Source organism: Curtobacterium sp. MCJR17_020, from assembly GCF_003234365.2.
Lineage (GTDB): Bacteria > Actinomycetota > Actinomycetes > Actinomycetales > Microbacteriaceae > Curtobacterium.
In genome coordinates, this window is record NZ_CP126260.1 from 3,261,206 (window position 1) to 3,275,502 (window position 14,297).

The window sequence follows — 14,297 nt, forward strand, 5'->3', positions numbered from 1 at the left end:
GCGGTCCTCACTCCTGACTGTCGAGGCTCATCTTCTCGAAGTCCCCCGCGATGCACTGTGAGCTGCCATCGATCGTGTACCCGCGGGGATCCGCACGGAAGTCGGAGGAGCTCACCGGACCGCCCCTGCCCCGGACGCCGAGGATCGGGTCCTCGCCGCCGGTCTGGTACCGCTCGGTCGTGACCCCGAGCTCCTTCCAGTGCTGTTCCACCGCCTCGACGTCGGCCTTCGGGTCAGCGCTCGCGGAGCGGACCTTGGCGTAGACGTACTGGACGCCCTCTTGCCCAAGACCCCGGCCGCACTTCCCGAGCCCCGGACCGTCGCTGACTTCCCAGCCGTCACCGACCACGTCGGTCGAACCCTCGACGAACGTGACGATGGACTGCTTCGCTTCTTTCGTGTTCATGCCAGACCCTTCGCTGCAACCAGTGAGAACGGCGACAGCGAGCAGTACGGCTCCTGTCGTCCGGAGGACGGAGACGGCTTTCGCCCGTGGTGGCTTCATCTGGGAGTTCCTTCCAGATCACTTTGCTTCCGCGAAATCGGCATGATCAGTTCGTCAATCGTTCGGGCTGGCCGGTCGTGGCGTACGCGACGTTCTGCAACGACTGCGTGTCTTCATCGAGGTAACCGCCGCCGTACCAGGTGTGCACGCCGTGGTCGCGGACGGGCTTGAGGCCGGGCGCCCCGTCAGCGCCAAAGCTCGTCGCGCCGAACTCCGGAGCAGTCGGATCCTGATGATGGTCAGAGCTGAAGTCACGCCCAACCGCCGCCCATTCGTCGCCACTCCAATGTTCGATGATCGGCTTCACCACTTCTGCTTGCCCCGCGTACACCGCATCCGCGTGGATCTCGTCTGCTTCGTGGATGCTGTCCGGGATCCCAGCCGAAGCAATGGTGGTGAACGAATCCACGTGCACGCCCTCGGTCGTGAGCGCGTAGGACGCGGTCGTGGTGCCGTAGGAGTGTCCGAGGACGTTGACCGTCGGCATCGTATCGGCTCTCGTCGCGTCGAGGCCCTTGATCGACGCGGCCAACTTCTCGCCGCCGGCCTTCGCGTAGTCACTGCCGAAGACGGCGGTGCTCGCCGGCGGGACGGGCGGTGCTTCGTACCCCATCCACGCGACGACGGCATTCGTGGTGCCGCGTCCTGCGGGAGCGGCCTTTGCCTGCTCGCTGTAGACGTTCTGAGCGGCATCCGCCCAATCGGTCATGCTGCCCGTGCTCGATCCCATTCCCGGCACCGCCCAGGTGACGTTCGTGGCTTCGTCGAGATCTCCGATGGACACCGCAGCCAGGGGTGGATGGTCTGCGCTGAGTACCGTGAGGCTTCGCTGGCCCTTGCGGCCGTTGGGGTTGAGTGATGCCTTGATCGATTCGAGTGCGGAGAGGTCTTCCGCGTTCTTGCGCGCCTCCGCGCTGTAGGTGCGGTCCGGGCGGCCAAGGTCGTCCAGGAACTTCTTCGCGGAGGCGATCCGGCGGTCGAGTACGGCGACGTTCGCAGCTCCGCGCGCCCAGTACGGCGCCCCTTCCAGATTCCCCAGAGTGGTCAGCACCGAGGTCGGGAGGAGTGCGAGGTCCGCAGCGTCCGCCCTCGTCAGACCGAGATCCGCCCACCTCGCCGCGACCTGCGTCGGGGTCAAGTCGTCAGCGAAGAGCCGCTGAACATCGCGGATGAGCTCGTCGTCGGTCGCCTTGTCGATCCTGGCGTTCGTCAGCGACCCGCCGCTCCCGGCTTGCTCGAACGCGTCCGCGATGCGGTCGATCCATGCGGCATCGGCTCGGTTCTCCTCGAGGAAGCGATCGAACCCAGTCACGAAGGTGCACCCCTCGATCAGCACCCAGGAACACGAAGCGGTGAACGCCGTCCATGCACTGGCGAGCGTTGCGGCCTTTGACTCGGCAGCCGCGTCGTTCGCCCGGCTGACGATACTGAAGTCGCGCAGTGGCGCCGGGTCCGCTGAGCTTCGACCGTGTCCCGTGCCGCCTCCGGACCGCCTGCGTTCCCGAGGTGCGAACGCCGCATGGATCGACGGCGGTCGGACCGCAACCTCCGACGGTTTCGGCGCACGGATCGCGACTGGGGGCAGAGTGGTGGTGGCGAGCAGGGAGGTCGCTGCGGCGTGCTGGCGTTCGCGTTCGGCTTCGTTCCAAGCATCGAGTGCGTCCAGCCGTTCCTCCTCAGCCTGCGCGGAGGACTTGGCGTCGCGCACCTGACCGACGAGGTCATCCAGGACGGACGCCAACTTGCCCCGGTCGGTCGACTCAGTCGAGGCGGACTCGGTGAACCGGTCCGCGTAGGCTCCGGAAAAGTCAGCCGCTGCTTCCTCGACGGCGGACCGACGAGCCCCCGACTGAGCGCGGAGCTCGTCCTTCGCCGACGTGGCCGCTCTGACGACGGCGTCTGCCGCGGCCGCGTCGAACTCGATCTTCCCCATGACGTCCCCCTCAGGCCCACCCCGGTCCGATCTCTGACCCTACCCCGAAGCGTCGCCGAAGCATGTGTTCTACACAACAGTGAGCTGTCGAGAGCATCGTTCCGGTGCCCGGTGCTCACTAATTGTATGAGGCCATGACGTTGGTGACGCCGGTGCGGAGACGAGTAGCGGGTGGCATGTTGCCGGCGGTGGTGTGGGGCCGATGGTAGTTGTAGTGCACGTTCCACACCTTCAGGGCGTCCGCGCGCTGCTGTTCTGAGGTGAAGGTGCGGGCGTAGAGGAACTCGTCGGCGAGGATCCGGTTGTAGCGCTCAACCTTCCCGTTATGCCGGGGCGTGTAGGGCCGTGTCCGTTGGTGCCGGGACGCGTGTGCGAGCACGATGCGGTGGAACCGGTCGGCGCGGTAGTTGGAGCCGTTGTCGGTCACGACCCTCGTCAACCGGGTGATGCCGTGCGCTTGGAAGAACGCTCTCGCGCGGGTGAAGAACCCGATCGTGGTCGCCGCGGTCTCATCCGGCAGGTGCTCGGTGTAGGCCAGCCTCGAGTACCCGTCGATCGCGGAGTGCAGGAACACATACCCGGGGCGTTTCCCACCTGTCGCGCGGTCCTTCGTGCGTGCCCGGCCGGTGGCGCGGTGTTGGTCGGAGCCGCGGCCGTGGACGCGCCAGCCGCCGCCGTCAGGGATCCGGCCGACCTTCTTCACGTCCAGGTGCACCATGTGCCCCGGATACCGGGCCGTGATCGTCCGCGGCGTCCGATTTACCTCCCCGTCGGGGTCGATGTGGCGGCGACGGTTCAACCCGAGCCGGTCCAGAACCCGGGTTACCGTCCGCACCGAGATGACCACCTGGTCTGCGGCGAGTTCGGTCACGATGCGGCGAGCCGAGTGCTTGCCGTCACGGCGGAGTTGCTCGATCCGAGACACGACGTGCGCGGGCGTCGCGGTCGGTGACGTTCCGGGCGCGCTGGAGCGGTCCTCGAGACCGAGACCGCCGTGCTGCCGCCACCGGTTCACCCACTTCGACGCGCACGCCCGTGAGATGCCCATCTCGGCGGCGACATGGCTGATGGGGCGGGTGCGGCAGCGTTCGATGAGGCGGCGGCGGCCCTCGACGGACAGCGGGGCGTTACGGTGGGTCACGAAGCGGGTCCTTGCAGGTCGGAACGGTTGTCAGCACTTCCATCCAACCGACAACGGACCCGCTTCTTCACACCCACCCGACGTCTACAACGTCATGACCCACAACAACTAATACGCGATCTCGACCGCGATGTGCAGTGTCTCAGTAGCCTCGCTCACGCCACCATCAACCAAGAAGGAAAGCTCACGAAGTGAACCCCGCATCAGCAAGTCCTTCGAGCTCTCTGATCACGAGCAGCGACTCGGCTCGACGCATGATCCAACGGATTCCCCAGCTGCTGGCCGTTCGATCGTCGGCCACCATCGCCGTGATCGCCACAGCGGTTTTTTCACTGACCGGATGCGACGGAGGAACCGCCGTGGAGAGGGAGCAGACCCCGGCCCAGGCAAAGGAGGCCGTCGTGGCGATCGTCGACGACACCGCGAATGCGGTCGGTGGTGCGTGGTCGGTGGCGAGCGGACCGGCAGTGCAGGGCTGCAATCGCGACAGCGGCGGACGCGGCGCTGCGTACTTCACCACGAAGATGCGGGAGCAGCGCAGCGGCGATCCCGCCGAAGACGTGGCGAACGTCGAACGGCTCTGGAAGGAGAAGGGGATAGAGACCGAGCGACACAAGAGCGGCGGCGCGGAACCGACGCTCGGCCTCCGAGGTGTCGGTGGCCCGATGAAGAGCATCGACTTCCTCGCCGACGAACGCGGGTACAGTCTCGACGCCGTTTCTTCCTGCACCGCTGGCGACGCGGAGGAGCTACAGCGCAACGGGGAGTGATCCAAGAGGCGCGAGCTGTCTTCCTCGACGAAGTACAGGACTGGGGCGTGGCCACACTCGAACGCGTAGCCGCTCATCAGCCGTCGCACTTCTCCCGCACCTTCCGCTCGATGAGCGCCGTTGCGATCGCATCAGCCGCGTGCGGAGTCTTCGCGAGCGCATGGACCACCGCAGTGACTTCGGCCGCGTTGGCGATGACCGCTCCCGACGCTCGCACTTCTCCGTTGATCCAGATCGATGCTCCTCTCCGCTGCCAGCTCACGGTGCGGGACGCTCCGGCGCCTGGCTCAAGCGCCCAATCGGCGTAGCGACAGAGATCGTCGAACGTAGACCAGACGCCGCCTGCCGCCGCGAACGACGACTCCCCGAGCGCCCACGGCTTGATCGCGCGACCGAAGAGCTTCGGCACTACCCGGTCTGCTGGAGCTGGCACGAGGACCGCCGAGCTGATCCCCGCCGGCTCGAGGACGTGCTGGCGCACAGCGGCGAACCAGTCGCCGTGCACCTCGTCGAGTACTGCGCCGAGGAGCGCGTACCCCAGGTTTGAGTACCCGAACTGGCTTCGGGGCGTGACCGGCCCCGCAGCTGCCAGGTCCAGAGGAACCCCGACAGCCTCTCGATACGGGTCGCCGAACAGTCGGTCGCGCATCGTGGCCGGAAGCCGTGGCAAACCCGAGGTGTGGTGCACGAGGTCAGCAACGGTCATGTCAGCGTCGGGCACACCGGGGAGGTAGTGCACGACAGGCCGGTCGACCTCGAGCGTGAGCCAGGCCGTCGCGCCGACGAGTCCCTTCGTGATGCTCCCCCACTCGAGCATCGAGGCGGTGGCGTACGGCCCGCGTGGCTCACGGACGGTTTGCCAGCCGTCCGCCGCGCGAAGACTCGCGCGCCAAAGCTCTTGGGGCTCACGCGGGCTCCGCACCGGATCCCTTCCTCCGCAGAAGGGTCGTCAGGGGGTGTGCAGCGCCGTTCCGCCGTGACCGGACTCGGCGCTGGCGGCTCGGGACATCACCGCTCACCATGCGGTGAGAATCAGGCGTCGTCATCGAGGTACCGGAACCTCTGTCGCCGCCCGCGGAGCCGAACGGCGAACCACGACACCGGACCGACGAAGGGAACGAAGAGGACGACGAGAGCCCAGCCGAGCAAATGCCATCCCGTCGGTGACGCGGCTCTGATCAGCGACGCGAGAGCTGCAAGGGCAAGCAACAGCCCGAAGGTGCAGACGCTCATCGCGGCGCCATCCAACACTGTCGGGACGAGAGGGCTCACGCCCAGTCCTCCGTCGGATTCGACATTCCGTCCGCTCCCCTCTCGGCGACAACACAGCATCCGAAACATTGCCGTTCATACATCAGCACAGTAGCGTCGAACTCATGGATGAGGCAATGGTGTTCGCGCTAGCTCTCGAGGTCGGTACCGCGGTACTCGTGACCTGGCTGACCTGGAGAGCCGCGAACGGGTCGCTGGCTCGGAACGATCTCGCCGGCATCCGGACCCGGATCACCATGTCCAGCGATGCGGCCTGGCGGATCGGGCATCATGCGGCGCTGCGTCCCACAATCATCAGCGGGACGATCACCGCGGCGTGGTGCCTGGCCAGCATCGGCCTTGCTCCTCTCCGCCATCCGGTCTCGGTACTCGTGGCCGCAGGAGTACTCGTCGGCGGCGCACTCCTGTCGATTCCGGTGGCGCACCGTGCCATCCGTCGAGCCTCCCTCGAGAGCTGATCGCGAAGTCGTCTCTCCCGGGTCTGCCTGCCACGCGCCGGACGGGAGGCACGGTGCCAGCTGGCACCGTGCCTCCTGTCCAAACACGCGTTGCCGTGAAGCGTCAGGCGCACGGCGTTGACTACGCCCATGATCTCCAAGAGCCTCATCCATCAGGTCGAGAGCGCGACGGTCCGGGATCGCGACGGCGCGATGGTCGGCAAGTTGACGCAAGTGTTCCCCTCCGACGAGGACGGAAGCGCTGCCTACGTCAGCGTCGCGACGGGAATGCTCGGGAGGCACCAGGCGCTCGTCCCGGTCGAGGACGCCACCTTCGACGGTACGGATCTGCACGTCGGGTACACGAAGAACGCAATCAAGGGCGCGCCATCCCTCGGAGTCGGACAGACCCTGTCCCCTGCCGAGGCGAACGCCGTCCGTAAGCACTTCGGGCTGTCTGCCGCTGGCGCAGCGACCGGGGACATGGGCGACCCGCACGAGAACCTCGATCAGTCCGGGACAGGTCCGGCAGGCGCGGACGACACCGAGGGCGCTGGGACGACGCCGGCGGCCTGACTGTGCCCGGGGGGCGGCCTTTGCGTAGATCACACGTGCGAGCGCCCCCCGTGCCATAAGAAGTCTTAGGCGAGCGTGCGCCGGCGTCTCAACAGACGATGGCGGTTTCAAGGGGTCGTTGCAACGGGTGGTTGTTTCGGGTCCGAGAGTAGCTGCTCGAATGCTTCTGCAGGGCTGCGGTAGTCGAGGGTCTTGCGGGGGCGGCCGTTGAGTTCGGAAGCGACTTCGAGGAGCCGTTCCGGGCTGTGGACGCTGAGGTCGGTGGACTTCGGGAAGTACTGCCGGAGCAGTCCGTTGGTGTTCTCGTTCGAGCCGCGCTGCCACGGCTTGTGCGGGTCGCAGAAGTAGATCGCGAGGTCCGTGGCGAGAGTGATGTCTTTGTGACGGGCAAGCTCGGTCCCCTGATCCCACGTCAACGAGCGCCGCAGATGCTCCGGCAGGCTCTGAATGGTGGGGATCATCGCGTCACGGACCGCGTCGGCACTGTGCCCGTTGGGCAAATGCAGCAGCATCACGTACCGGGTGGTGCGTTCGACGAGGGTGCCGATCGCGCTTCTGGCGTTGATACCGACGATCAAATCGCCTTCCCAGTGGCCGGGAACGGCCCGGTCGTCGGCCTCAGCGGGGCGTTCACTGATCAGGATCATGTCGCGGATCTTCGACCACGACGCTTGCCGACGTTCACCGCGGTGCCGGCGGAGGGCTCGGCCGGTGCGGAGGTGTTTGTGCAGGTCAGCGCGCAGGTGGCCACGGCCCTGCACGAAGAGGGACTGGTAGATCGTCTCGTGGGACACGTGCATCTCCGGCCGGTCGGGGAATGTCCTAGCCAGGTCATCACGGATCTGCTCCGGGGACCAGTTCCGCACCAACCGCAGCTCGACCTGCAGAGCGAGCTCCAGCCGGTCGAGTTTCCGCGGTTTCGGGCGTCGCGCACGAGCACGGCATTGCTTCTCAGCCGAGTACGGCCGGTAGGTTCCGCCAGCCGCGGCGTTCCTGGTGAGCTCGCGGCTGATCGTCGACGGCGACCGACCGAGTGCTTTGGCGATCGCGCGCACGCCCTCACCGTCCTGGCGTAGGTCTGCGATCTGGAGCCGCTCTTCTTGGCTGAGGTACCTGTCGGAGCGGGGCGTGTGGGCGAACGGGTTCCGTCCGCCGGCTGCTTTGACCCATCGATATCCCTGACGTCGGTCCACGCCGACAGCATCACAGGCCGCCGTACGCCCAAGGCCCCGTCTCAATAGCTCCCAGAACCGCGCCTCTCGGGCACGGTGTTCCAGCCTCGATCCCATCTGCAACACTCCAAATCACGGTGGTGTTGCAACGACCGGCTGAACCCAAGGATCTTCTGACGAGACAGCGGTCGCCCTCTAGTCGCAGGCGCACGAACGCACTCGTCGCCACCGTGGTCGTGATGCTCGCTGCTGTCAGTCCGAAGTCGGGCGCCACGATTCCTCTGTGGGCGTTCGTCCTCGTGATCGTGGTGATCGTCGCTGTCGGACTCACGATGTTTCTTCGCCGCAAGCGCTGACTGTCCTTTGGAGAGCTGGGGCGTCTCGTTCGGTAGCGGATCGCCTACCGAGAAGGCCGGAACGTCGGCGAAGGGCGACAAGATATTCGACCGACTCGAGCGATGAGCGCACTGCCAGGAGGCCTGGCGAGCCCACATCGGCGACGCGCTGCGGGTCGGTCGACAGCTGGCGCGGGTCAGTCTTCGAAGGGGTCCTCGAGGTGGGTCAGGAAGCGCTGCCCGAAGTCTGAGATGACGTGCAGCGACTGGTTCGGGTTGTGCGTGACGCCGTCGAATGCGTCTCGGTACCGCTGGGCGACATCGGTCGTCTCCTCAGCGAGGCCGAGCGTGACGAGCCGATTGATGCGCGGGCTCAGGGGCCCAAGTTCGGGTGCGAGCCGGTCGTTGGTGTCGCTGTCGCCGTAGCTCAGGCCGTAGACATGCGAGTGCTGCGAGAGCTCGAGGAGGAGCACGAGGTCGCGCGGCATGAGCCGGTCAAGGGCGTCGTCGAAGTCGTCAAAGTCGGCCGCGTCCGGTGAGTCGGCGTTGGCGCCGCGGCTCATGAGTGCATGACGCAGCAGCCGGCGCTTGTCCTCCGTGCCGGCCTCAAGGAGTTTCCGTGCGGTGCTGTTGGTCGCGGCGATGAACGCGTCGTCCGCGGCGAGCTCCTCGAACCGTCCGTGCACCTTGGCGCTGAGGCGAGTGAGGTCCGCCTGCAGCTGCTCGAGGACGGCCGCGTTCCGCCGACCGGCGGCCGAGCCAAGCATGCGCGAGGTCAGCGTTCCGAGGAACGGGAGCGGGCTCATCGCGAGCTCGAGCAGCAAGCCGCCGGCGTCTTCGACGACATCCTTCGACTGCTCGCTCAGCCGCTTGCCGTCGGAGAACTCGTCGGACACGCTGTGACGTCCCAAGTGGTGATCGCTCTCGTGGTGGTGCTGCGCGGAGGGGGCCGAACGAGTATCTCGCGTCCGCGTCGCGACGATCGCAGCAGGGCCGTGCCGGTGCATAGGAAGAAGCGGATCCCAAGCAGGAAGGACAGCCATGCCGGAGCGCGCCACAAGAGAAGGCTCCTGATGCCGATCGGTCAGCGGGACAGGTGCCTGAGTCCGAGGCTGACGACGCAGGGGTCAAGAGGATGCAGGCGTGGTGATGGCGTAGGCGATGGTGGCAGTCATGATGAGCCCGGCCGCGCAGAAAGTTCCGATCGCTCGACGAGACATTGACCGGCTTGCTCGGACGTCCCTGAGAGTGAGGACGATCGCGGCGGTCGCCACCACGCATCCGACGGCAACTCCCACCAGGATCACTGCTCGCATCATCTGTTGACCGTAACGGCTCGACGATCAGGGAAACGGATAGTGCCCACGACTGAGCCGAACCCCGTCCGGTTCCCCATTCGGGGCGCGCTGGGAGTCTCGTGGCTTGCCTACACACCAGTGGTGTTTTAGCCGAACCGTCATGCGTCTTGTTCAACCCTGGGCGGTAGATCGTCAGGCGTAAGAGTGGCGCCGCGGTCGGCAGCGATGACGTAGCGCAGCTGAGCCACGGCTTCGAAGCCGTTAAAGCCCGGCCGGAAGACCACGTCATCGTGCGTGAGGAGCGCCCAATAGCCCTCGCGGTTGACCATGACCAACGCGTCGCCGGGAGCGGTTACCTCCACTCGGTTAGACATTGGCAGGGCGGCGAGGTCGACGAACGCCTTCGTTTGGTCTGCATCCGCGGTGATCAGGCCGATGTTGCCGATCCGATCGTTGTAGTGGCGCACACGCTTCTCTCCGCCCGGTCGGGGACCGCCGCCAGACAGGTACTCCATCTGGAGCTCAAAGCGGGCCTCATCGCTTCCGATGGCGAAGTGGCCAGAGTTCTCGTTTAGGTTCACCTCGATCGCCGCGCTGGTCCGCCCGTCGTGCCAACGAGCGGGATCGTTCCGGATCGCAGTCCTGGCTTGTGCTTCGGTTGCACCGACGAACGGGTTACGTCCCAACGCAGGAGCAACTTCGATTGGGACTCCGTGTAGTTCGCGGAGCAGCCGCTCATAGGCGTACTCGTGATCGTCCCGGAAGTCAATCCATTGTCTGCCGTCCAGGTATGCGGGTGGGACAGGCTGCCCCGCCACAGTCCCAGAGTCCGGGACGACAGGGATTACTCGATTGCCTCCTAGGTCGCGGTAGACGGTCGGGGAGACGATGGTCGTCTCCGTGCCAACACCAGAAGGCTGCTCGCCGCGATTGTCTGCCTTCGGGCCGTAATCATCGGAGAGCACGACTAGAACTCGGGCCGACGGAGCGCGATACCGCTCCATGAACAAGTTGAGATCGTGTCCGAGACGCACGTCCCAACGGTCGAGATGGACGTCAACTCCATTGGCACGCAACCGCCGAGCTAGCTCCGCAACCCAGACGACATGCTCTTCGGAGGCCCAGGAATACGAAACGAAGGCAACCGGCGGGTCGGGCTGCTCTGAAGCTGGAAAAGTGTGCACATCTAAGTGTGGCCGCCAGCGAGACCACGACGAGCCTGAACGCGCCGGGTCACCTCACCCGACGTCCGGAGCAGGATCGGGTTGTGAGACGTCTCACGGACCGGCGGATGACCGCCTCCGAGTCAGTCGCTCTCGAACCAGGCGTCGCATAGCCGGCTGAGTTCGTCCGGCCGCCAGAGATAGATGTCAACGGTGTCGGTGTCGTCGATGTACCAGCCAAGCCGAACAGCTCCGAGGTCGGTGGCAAGGACGACTACGTCTTCTTCGTCGACCGGGGCGGAGGGGATGACAGCAAGTGCGACGGAGGCCCTTCAGGAAATCGCGAACGATCGGGGTAAAGCCGGGCGGCGTGTGGTCGCGTCGATCAAGCGTGTTCCGGTTCGCCGTCCTGCAGTTCTCAGCCCTGAAACCCGCGTTCGGCGGGCCGACGCCAACCGGGTGAAGACTGCAGTGCGCGCACCATGTACTCCAGTGCTAGATCCCTCGTGTCGTCATCGAGGACGAGTGTCTTCGAGAAATTTCCGGCTCTGCCACCTGAACCCGCTGTGAAGCGCTCCAGATCGGCATCGTCAATGTGCAACCAGTCCGGGAAGAACAAGCGGAGGCCGATTCGCTCATAACCGTCGACTCGTAGGAACGCCCTGGTGCCGATCTTGAAGACGATGTACTGCTGTCGTGCGATCCACATGGCACCGCGACTGCCGAGCTTGTCGCAGACCCACTTGAACCACTCCTGATGGGGCTCAGCGATCTCGTACTGATACTGCCCACTTTCGGTTTCGTCGACGACCGGGTCGGACTCGGACTGCGCCGGTGCTGAGGCCGTGGTCTGCGAGTACTTCATCGCAGCGAGGACCTGGCCGCGCGAGAGCTCTGGCGGCAGCACCGCCGCGACGTACTCGGACAGGCCAGGGACCTTGGCGAACGACGCCAAGTCCGCGTCGAAGTCGCCGAGCAGATCGTTGTCGGGGTTGGCCAGGAGCGCGCGGTGCAGATCCTTGAACTGCGCGGGCCAACGCAGTTGGAGTCCGGTCACCGCGATCAGAGTAGACCTGTCCGTCGCTTCGGCCGAACCAGCGCCGAGGATGTGCTGTGCCACCAACATGCTGTTGACGAGTCGCTTCACTTGACGAGGGTTCGTCCGGAGAGCAAGGTGGACGACCCGCTCGAGCGTTGCCTGGTCCTCGGCATCGAGTCCGAGCATGGTGTCCCATCCTCGAACGACTTCGTTGATTACGGAGGCGCCGCGGTCGACCTCTGGGATCCAGAACGGGATCTGGATGATCTTCTCGATGAAGAGCGCTGCGTCGACCGACGGGTACCGCAGGCGGATCGCATCGACGAGCACCTCGTAGTCGAGGGCCAACACGAAAACGAATCCTTGGACGTCCGTGAGGAAGTGGACGGCTTCGAGGATGTCTACGATCGTGTCGGGCGGGCACCGGTCAAGGTCGTCAACGAGCACGACGATCCGCTGGTTCGCTTTCGTCAGGTCATCTCCCAGCTCTCGGAGCCGGTCATGGGGCACCTCGACGTATCGGCGTTCGATCGGTTCCCGAGCGGCTCGCGACACCGCGGTCACGGCGTTGCCGATCGCGGCGCCCGAGATCGAACCGAATGGCGTCGGGAGGGTGAGCTCTGCAGTGATCGCGCGGAGCCCACGGGCGAACCCCTTCCAGAAAGGCTCAGATTTCCCTTCGACCACACGGTCGATCTCGTGTAGCAGCGGCACGAGCACGTTCGGATTACGTGCGTACCGCCACGCATCGAAGCTCGCCACCGGGAGGTCTTTGTTTGCGATAGCGTCCTCGAGCGCTCGGAGGATGGAAGATTTCCCAACGCCCCACGCCCCGTAGATACCGACCGTGTAGCGCGCCGGGTCCCCGTTTCGGACGACGGCCGCGAGCGCATCGACGTACTTGTCGTAGCCGAGACCGAGTTCTTTTGTCGGCTGATCGACCACAATCTTGAGATCGCGATGGACGGGAACGGTGCTCAGCGATGCGTCGACCATTTCTCAAACACTGCTTGACCGTCTGCCGGCTGTCAACCACCTCGAACGGGGGACGGACATGGTGTCAGGGAACATGAGTGGCGCGTGCACCGCGCCAAGGAAACCGTGTTCTAAGCCGTCAACGACAAATGTCTCCCTGCGACCGAATCGGACTAGAGAGCTTGGGTGCGGGAATAAGAGCGAGAGGAACTTCAACGGCGAATTCAGGCGGTGCTTGACGACGAGTAGACCGCTGCTCAGAGTCGCGGGGATCGCCCACTAAGTGTTGTGGGTCATGACGTTGTAGACGTCGGGTGGGTGTGAAGAAGCGGGTCCGTTGTCGGTTGGATGGAAGTGCTGACAACCGTTCCGACCTGCAAGGACCCGCTTCGTGACCCACCGTAACGCCCCGCTGTCCGTCGAGGGCCGCCGCCGCCTCATCGAACGCTGCCGCACCCGCCCCATCAGCCATGTCGCCGCCGAGATGGGCATCTCACGGGCGTGCGCGTCGAAGTGGGTGAACCGGTGGCGGCAGCACGGCGGTCTCGGTCTCGAGGACCGCTCCAGCGCGCCCGGAACGTCACCGACCGCGACGCCCGCGCACGTCGTGTCTCGGATCGAGCAACTCCGCCGTGACGGCAAGCACTCGGCTCGCCGCATCGTGACCGAACTCGCCGCAGACCAGGTGGTCATCTCGGTGCGGACGGTAACCCGGGTTCTGGACCGGCTCGGGTTGAACCGTCGCCGCCACATCGACCCCGACGGGGAGGTAAATCGGACGCCGCGGACGATCACGGCCCGGTATCCGGGGCACATGGTGCACCTGGACGTGAAGAAGGTCGGCCGGATCCCTGACGGCGGCGGCTGGCGCGTCCACGGCCGCGGCTCCGACCAACACCGCGCCACCGGCCGGGCACGCACGAAGGACCGCGCGACAGGTGGGAAACGCCCCGGGTATGTGTTCCTGCACTCCGCGATCGACGGGTACTCGAGGCTGGCCTACACCGAGCACCTGCCGGATGAGACCGCGGCGACCACGATCGGGTTCTTCACCCGCGCGAGAGCGTTCTTCCAAGCGCACGGCATCACCCGGTTGACGAGGGTCGTGACCGACAACGGCTCCAACTACCGCGCCGACCGGTTCCACCGCATCGTGCTCGCACACGCGTCCCGGCACCAACGGACACGGCCCTACACGCCCCGGCATAACGGGAAGGTTGAGCGCTACAACCGGATCCTCGCCGACGAGTTCCTCTACGCCCGCACCTTCACCTCAGAACAGCAGCGCGCGGACGCCCTGAAGGTGTGGAACGTGCACTACAACTACCATCGGCCCCACACCACCGCCGGCAACATGCCACCCGCTACTCGTCTCCGCACCGGCGTCACCAACGTCATGGCCTCATACAACTAAGACGGACTGGGGTCTGCTGTGGCACGCTTATCCGGTGTCTCGACCGTTAGTGGACTCGGCGCGGATCCCCGTCGTCGAGTCAGACCTACTATGGAACGTGAAGCGGGTCGTCTCGGATCGTGCTGCGAAGGTCCTACGGCGGCCGACGAGTGCACGGTCTTCGAGGACCTCGATGAGGGTGGCCCCCTGCACGGCGTAAATCGCCTGGCGGAAGAGTCCCGGCACCTGCGCAGGCGGAACACTCACGACGACCTGAGGCACGGGACT

General features: G+C 65.6%; 14 protein-coding genes. 5 read left to right on the plus strand and 9 right to left on the minus strand.

Going from position 1 to position 14,297, the window contains the following annotated elements:
• Positions 1–7: 7 nt before the first annotated feature.
• From DEJ14_RS15540 to DEJ14_RS15550, 3 genes are all read right to left on the minus strand, one after another.
• On the minus strand, positions 8–406 hold the full coding sequence (locus DEJ14_RS15540) for a hypothetical protein (protein ID WP_111086690.1): 399 nt from the start codon (positions 404–406) through the stop codon (positions 8–10).
• Between the two features lie 145 nt (positions 407–551).
• Positions 552–2,438 (minus strand): alpha/beta hydrolase, encoded by a 1,887-nt coding sequence (locus DEJ14_RS15545; protein ID WP_111086691.1) that lies wholly within the window; start codon positions 2,436–2,438, stop codon positions 552–554.
• A 118-nt stretch (positions 2,439–2,556) separates the two neighbouring features.
• Positions 2,557–3,579: an IS481 family transposase gene (locus DEJ14_RS15550; RefSeq protein WP_284179592.1), complete on the minus strand. Its 1,023-nt coding sequence runs from the start codon at positions 3,577–3,579 to the stop codon at positions 2,557–2,559.
• Between the two features lie 254 nt (positions 3,580–3,833).
• Here DEJ14_RS15550 and DEJ14_RS15555 point away from each other — a divergent pair, with 254 nt between their 5' ends.
• The gene (locus tag DEJ14_RS15555) at positions 3,834–4,349 is read left to right on the plus strand and encodes a hypothetical protein (RefSeq protein WP_146249868.1); all 516 of its coding nucleotides are present in this window, start codon (positions 3,834–3,836) and stop codon (positions 4,347–4,349) included.
• A gap of 76 nt (positions 4,350–4,425) precedes the next feature.
• Here the strand turns inward: DEJ14_RS15555 and DEJ14_RS15560 are convergent, their stop codons facing one another.
• Both DEJ14_RS15560 and DEJ14_RS15565 read right to left on the minus strand, forming a co-directional pair.
• Positions 4,426–5,271: a serine hydrolase domain-containing protein gene (locus DEJ14_RS15560; RefSeq protein ID WP_258373410.1), complete on the minus strand. Its 846-nt coding sequence runs from the start codon at positions 5,269–5,271 to the stop codon at positions 4,426–4,428.
• A 110-nt stretch (positions 5,272–5,381) separates the two neighbouring features.
• Complete coding sequence (locus DEJ14_RS15565) at positions 5,382–5,621, minus strand: PLDc N-terminal domain-containing protein (RefSeq protein ID WP_181437687.1); 240 nt, start codon at positions 5,619–5,621, stop codon at positions 5,382–5,384.
• 104 nt (positions 5,622–5,725) lie between these two features.
• On the opposite strand from DEJ14_RS15565, the gene DEJ14_RS15570 reads away from it, so the two are divergent.
• On the plus strand, positions 5,726–6,079 hold the full coding sequence (locus DEJ14_RS15570; protein WP_111087046.1) for an SdpI family protein: 354 nt from the start codon (positions 5,726–5,728) through the stop codon (positions 6,077–6,079).
• A gap of 129 nt (positions 6,080–6,208) precedes the next feature.
• The gene (locus tag DEJ14_RS15575; protein WP_111087045.1) at positions 6,209–6,634 is read left to right on the plus strand and encodes a hypothetical protein; all 426 of its coding nucleotides are present in this window, start codon (positions 6,209–6,211) and stop codon (positions 6,632–6,634) included.
• 107 nt (positions 6,635–6,741) lie between these two features.
• On the opposite strand, the gene DEJ14_RS15580 is transcribed toward DEJ14_RS15575, so the two are convergent.
• A complete protein-coding gene (locus DEJ14_RS15580; RefSeq protein ID WP_111087050.1) occupies positions 6,742–7,923 on the minus strand; it encodes an IS30 family transposase in 1,182 nt (393 codons plus the stop codon).
• Positions 7,924–8,045: 122 nt separating this feature from the next.
• Between DEJ14_RS15580 and DEJ14_RS15585 the strand changes: the two genes are divergently transcribed.
• The gene (locus tag DEJ14_RS15585; protein ID WP_146249867.1) at positions 8,046–8,162 is read left to right on the plus strand and encodes an LPXTG cell wall anchor domain-containing protein; all 117 of its coding nucleotides are present in this window, start codon (positions 8,046–8,048) and stop codon (positions 8,160–8,162) included.
• Between the two features lie 176 nt (positions 8,163–8,338).
• Here the strand turns inward: DEJ14_RS15585 and DEJ14_RS15590 are convergent, their stop codons facing one another.
• The 3 genes from DEJ14_RS15590 to DEJ14_RS15600 form a co-directional block, all read right to left on the minus strand.
• Positions 8,339–9,199 carry a hypothetical protein gene (locus DEJ14_RS15590; protein WP_146249866.1) on the minus strand — a complete coding sequence of 287 codons (861 nt, stop codon included), beginning with the start codon at positions 9,197–9,199 and terminating at the stop codon, positions 8,339–8,341.
• A gap of 398 nt (positions 9,200–9,597) precedes the next feature.
• Positions 9,598–10,623: a toll/interleukin-1 receptor domain-containing protein gene (locus DEJ14_RS15595; protein WP_111087043.1), complete on the minus strand. Its 1,026-nt coding sequence runs from the start codon at positions 10,621–10,623 to the stop codon at positions 9,598–9,600.
• Positions 10,624–11,020: 397 nt separating this feature from the next.
• Positions 11,021–12,637: a KAP family P-loop NTPase fold protein gene (locus DEJ14_RS15600; protein WP_111087042.1), complete on the minus strand. Its 1,617-nt coding sequence runs from the start codon at positions 12,635–12,637 to the stop codon at positions 11,021–11,023.
• A 370-nt stretch (positions 12,638–13,007) separates the two neighbouring features.
• Between DEJ14_RS15600 and DEJ14_RS15605 the strand changes: the two genes are divergently transcribed.
• Positions 13,008–14,030 (plus strand): IS481 family transposase, encoded by a 1,023-nt coding sequence (locus DEJ14_RS15605; protein ID WP_284179592.1) that lies wholly within the window; start codon positions 13,008–13,010, stop codon positions 14,028–14,030.
• Positions 14,031–14,297 lie beyond the last annotated feature (267 nt).

Bases quoted from the DNA above. Each gene is read 5' to 3' on its own strand.
- DEJ14_RS15600 (WP_111087042.1), bottom strand. From the start codon at position 12,637: ATGGTCGACGCATCGCTGAGCACCGTTCCCGTCCATCGCGATCTCAAG.
- DEJ14_RS15575 (WP_111087045.1), top strand. From the start codon at position 6,209: ATGATCTCCAAGAGCCTCATCCATCAGGTCGAGAGCGCGACGGTCCGG.
- DEJ14_RS15545 (WP_111086691.1), bottom strand. From the start codon at position 2,438: ATGGGGAAGATCGAGTTCGACGCGGCCGCGGCAGACGCCGTCGTCAGA.
- DEJ14_RS15580 (WP_111087050.1), bottom strand. From the start codon at position 7,923: ATGGGATCGAGGCTGGAACACCGTGCCCGAGAGGCGCGGTTCTGGGAG.
- DEJ14_RS15585 (WP_146249867.1), top strand. From the start codon at position 8,046: ATGCTCGCTGCTGTCAGTCCGAAGTCGGGCGCCACGATTCCTCTGTGG.
- DEJ14_RS15540 (WP_111086690.1), bottom strand. From the start codon at position 406: ATGAACACGAAAGAAGCGAAGCAGTCCATCGTCACGTTCGTCGAGGGT.
- DEJ14_RS15555 (WP_146249868.1), top strand. From the start codon at position 3,834: ATGATCCAACGGATTCCCCAGCTGCTGGCCGTTCGATCGTCGGCCACC.
- DEJ14_RS15570 (WP_111087046.1), top strand. From the start codon at position 5,726: ATGGATGAGGCAATGGTGTTCGCGCTAGCTCTCGAGGTCGGTACCGCG.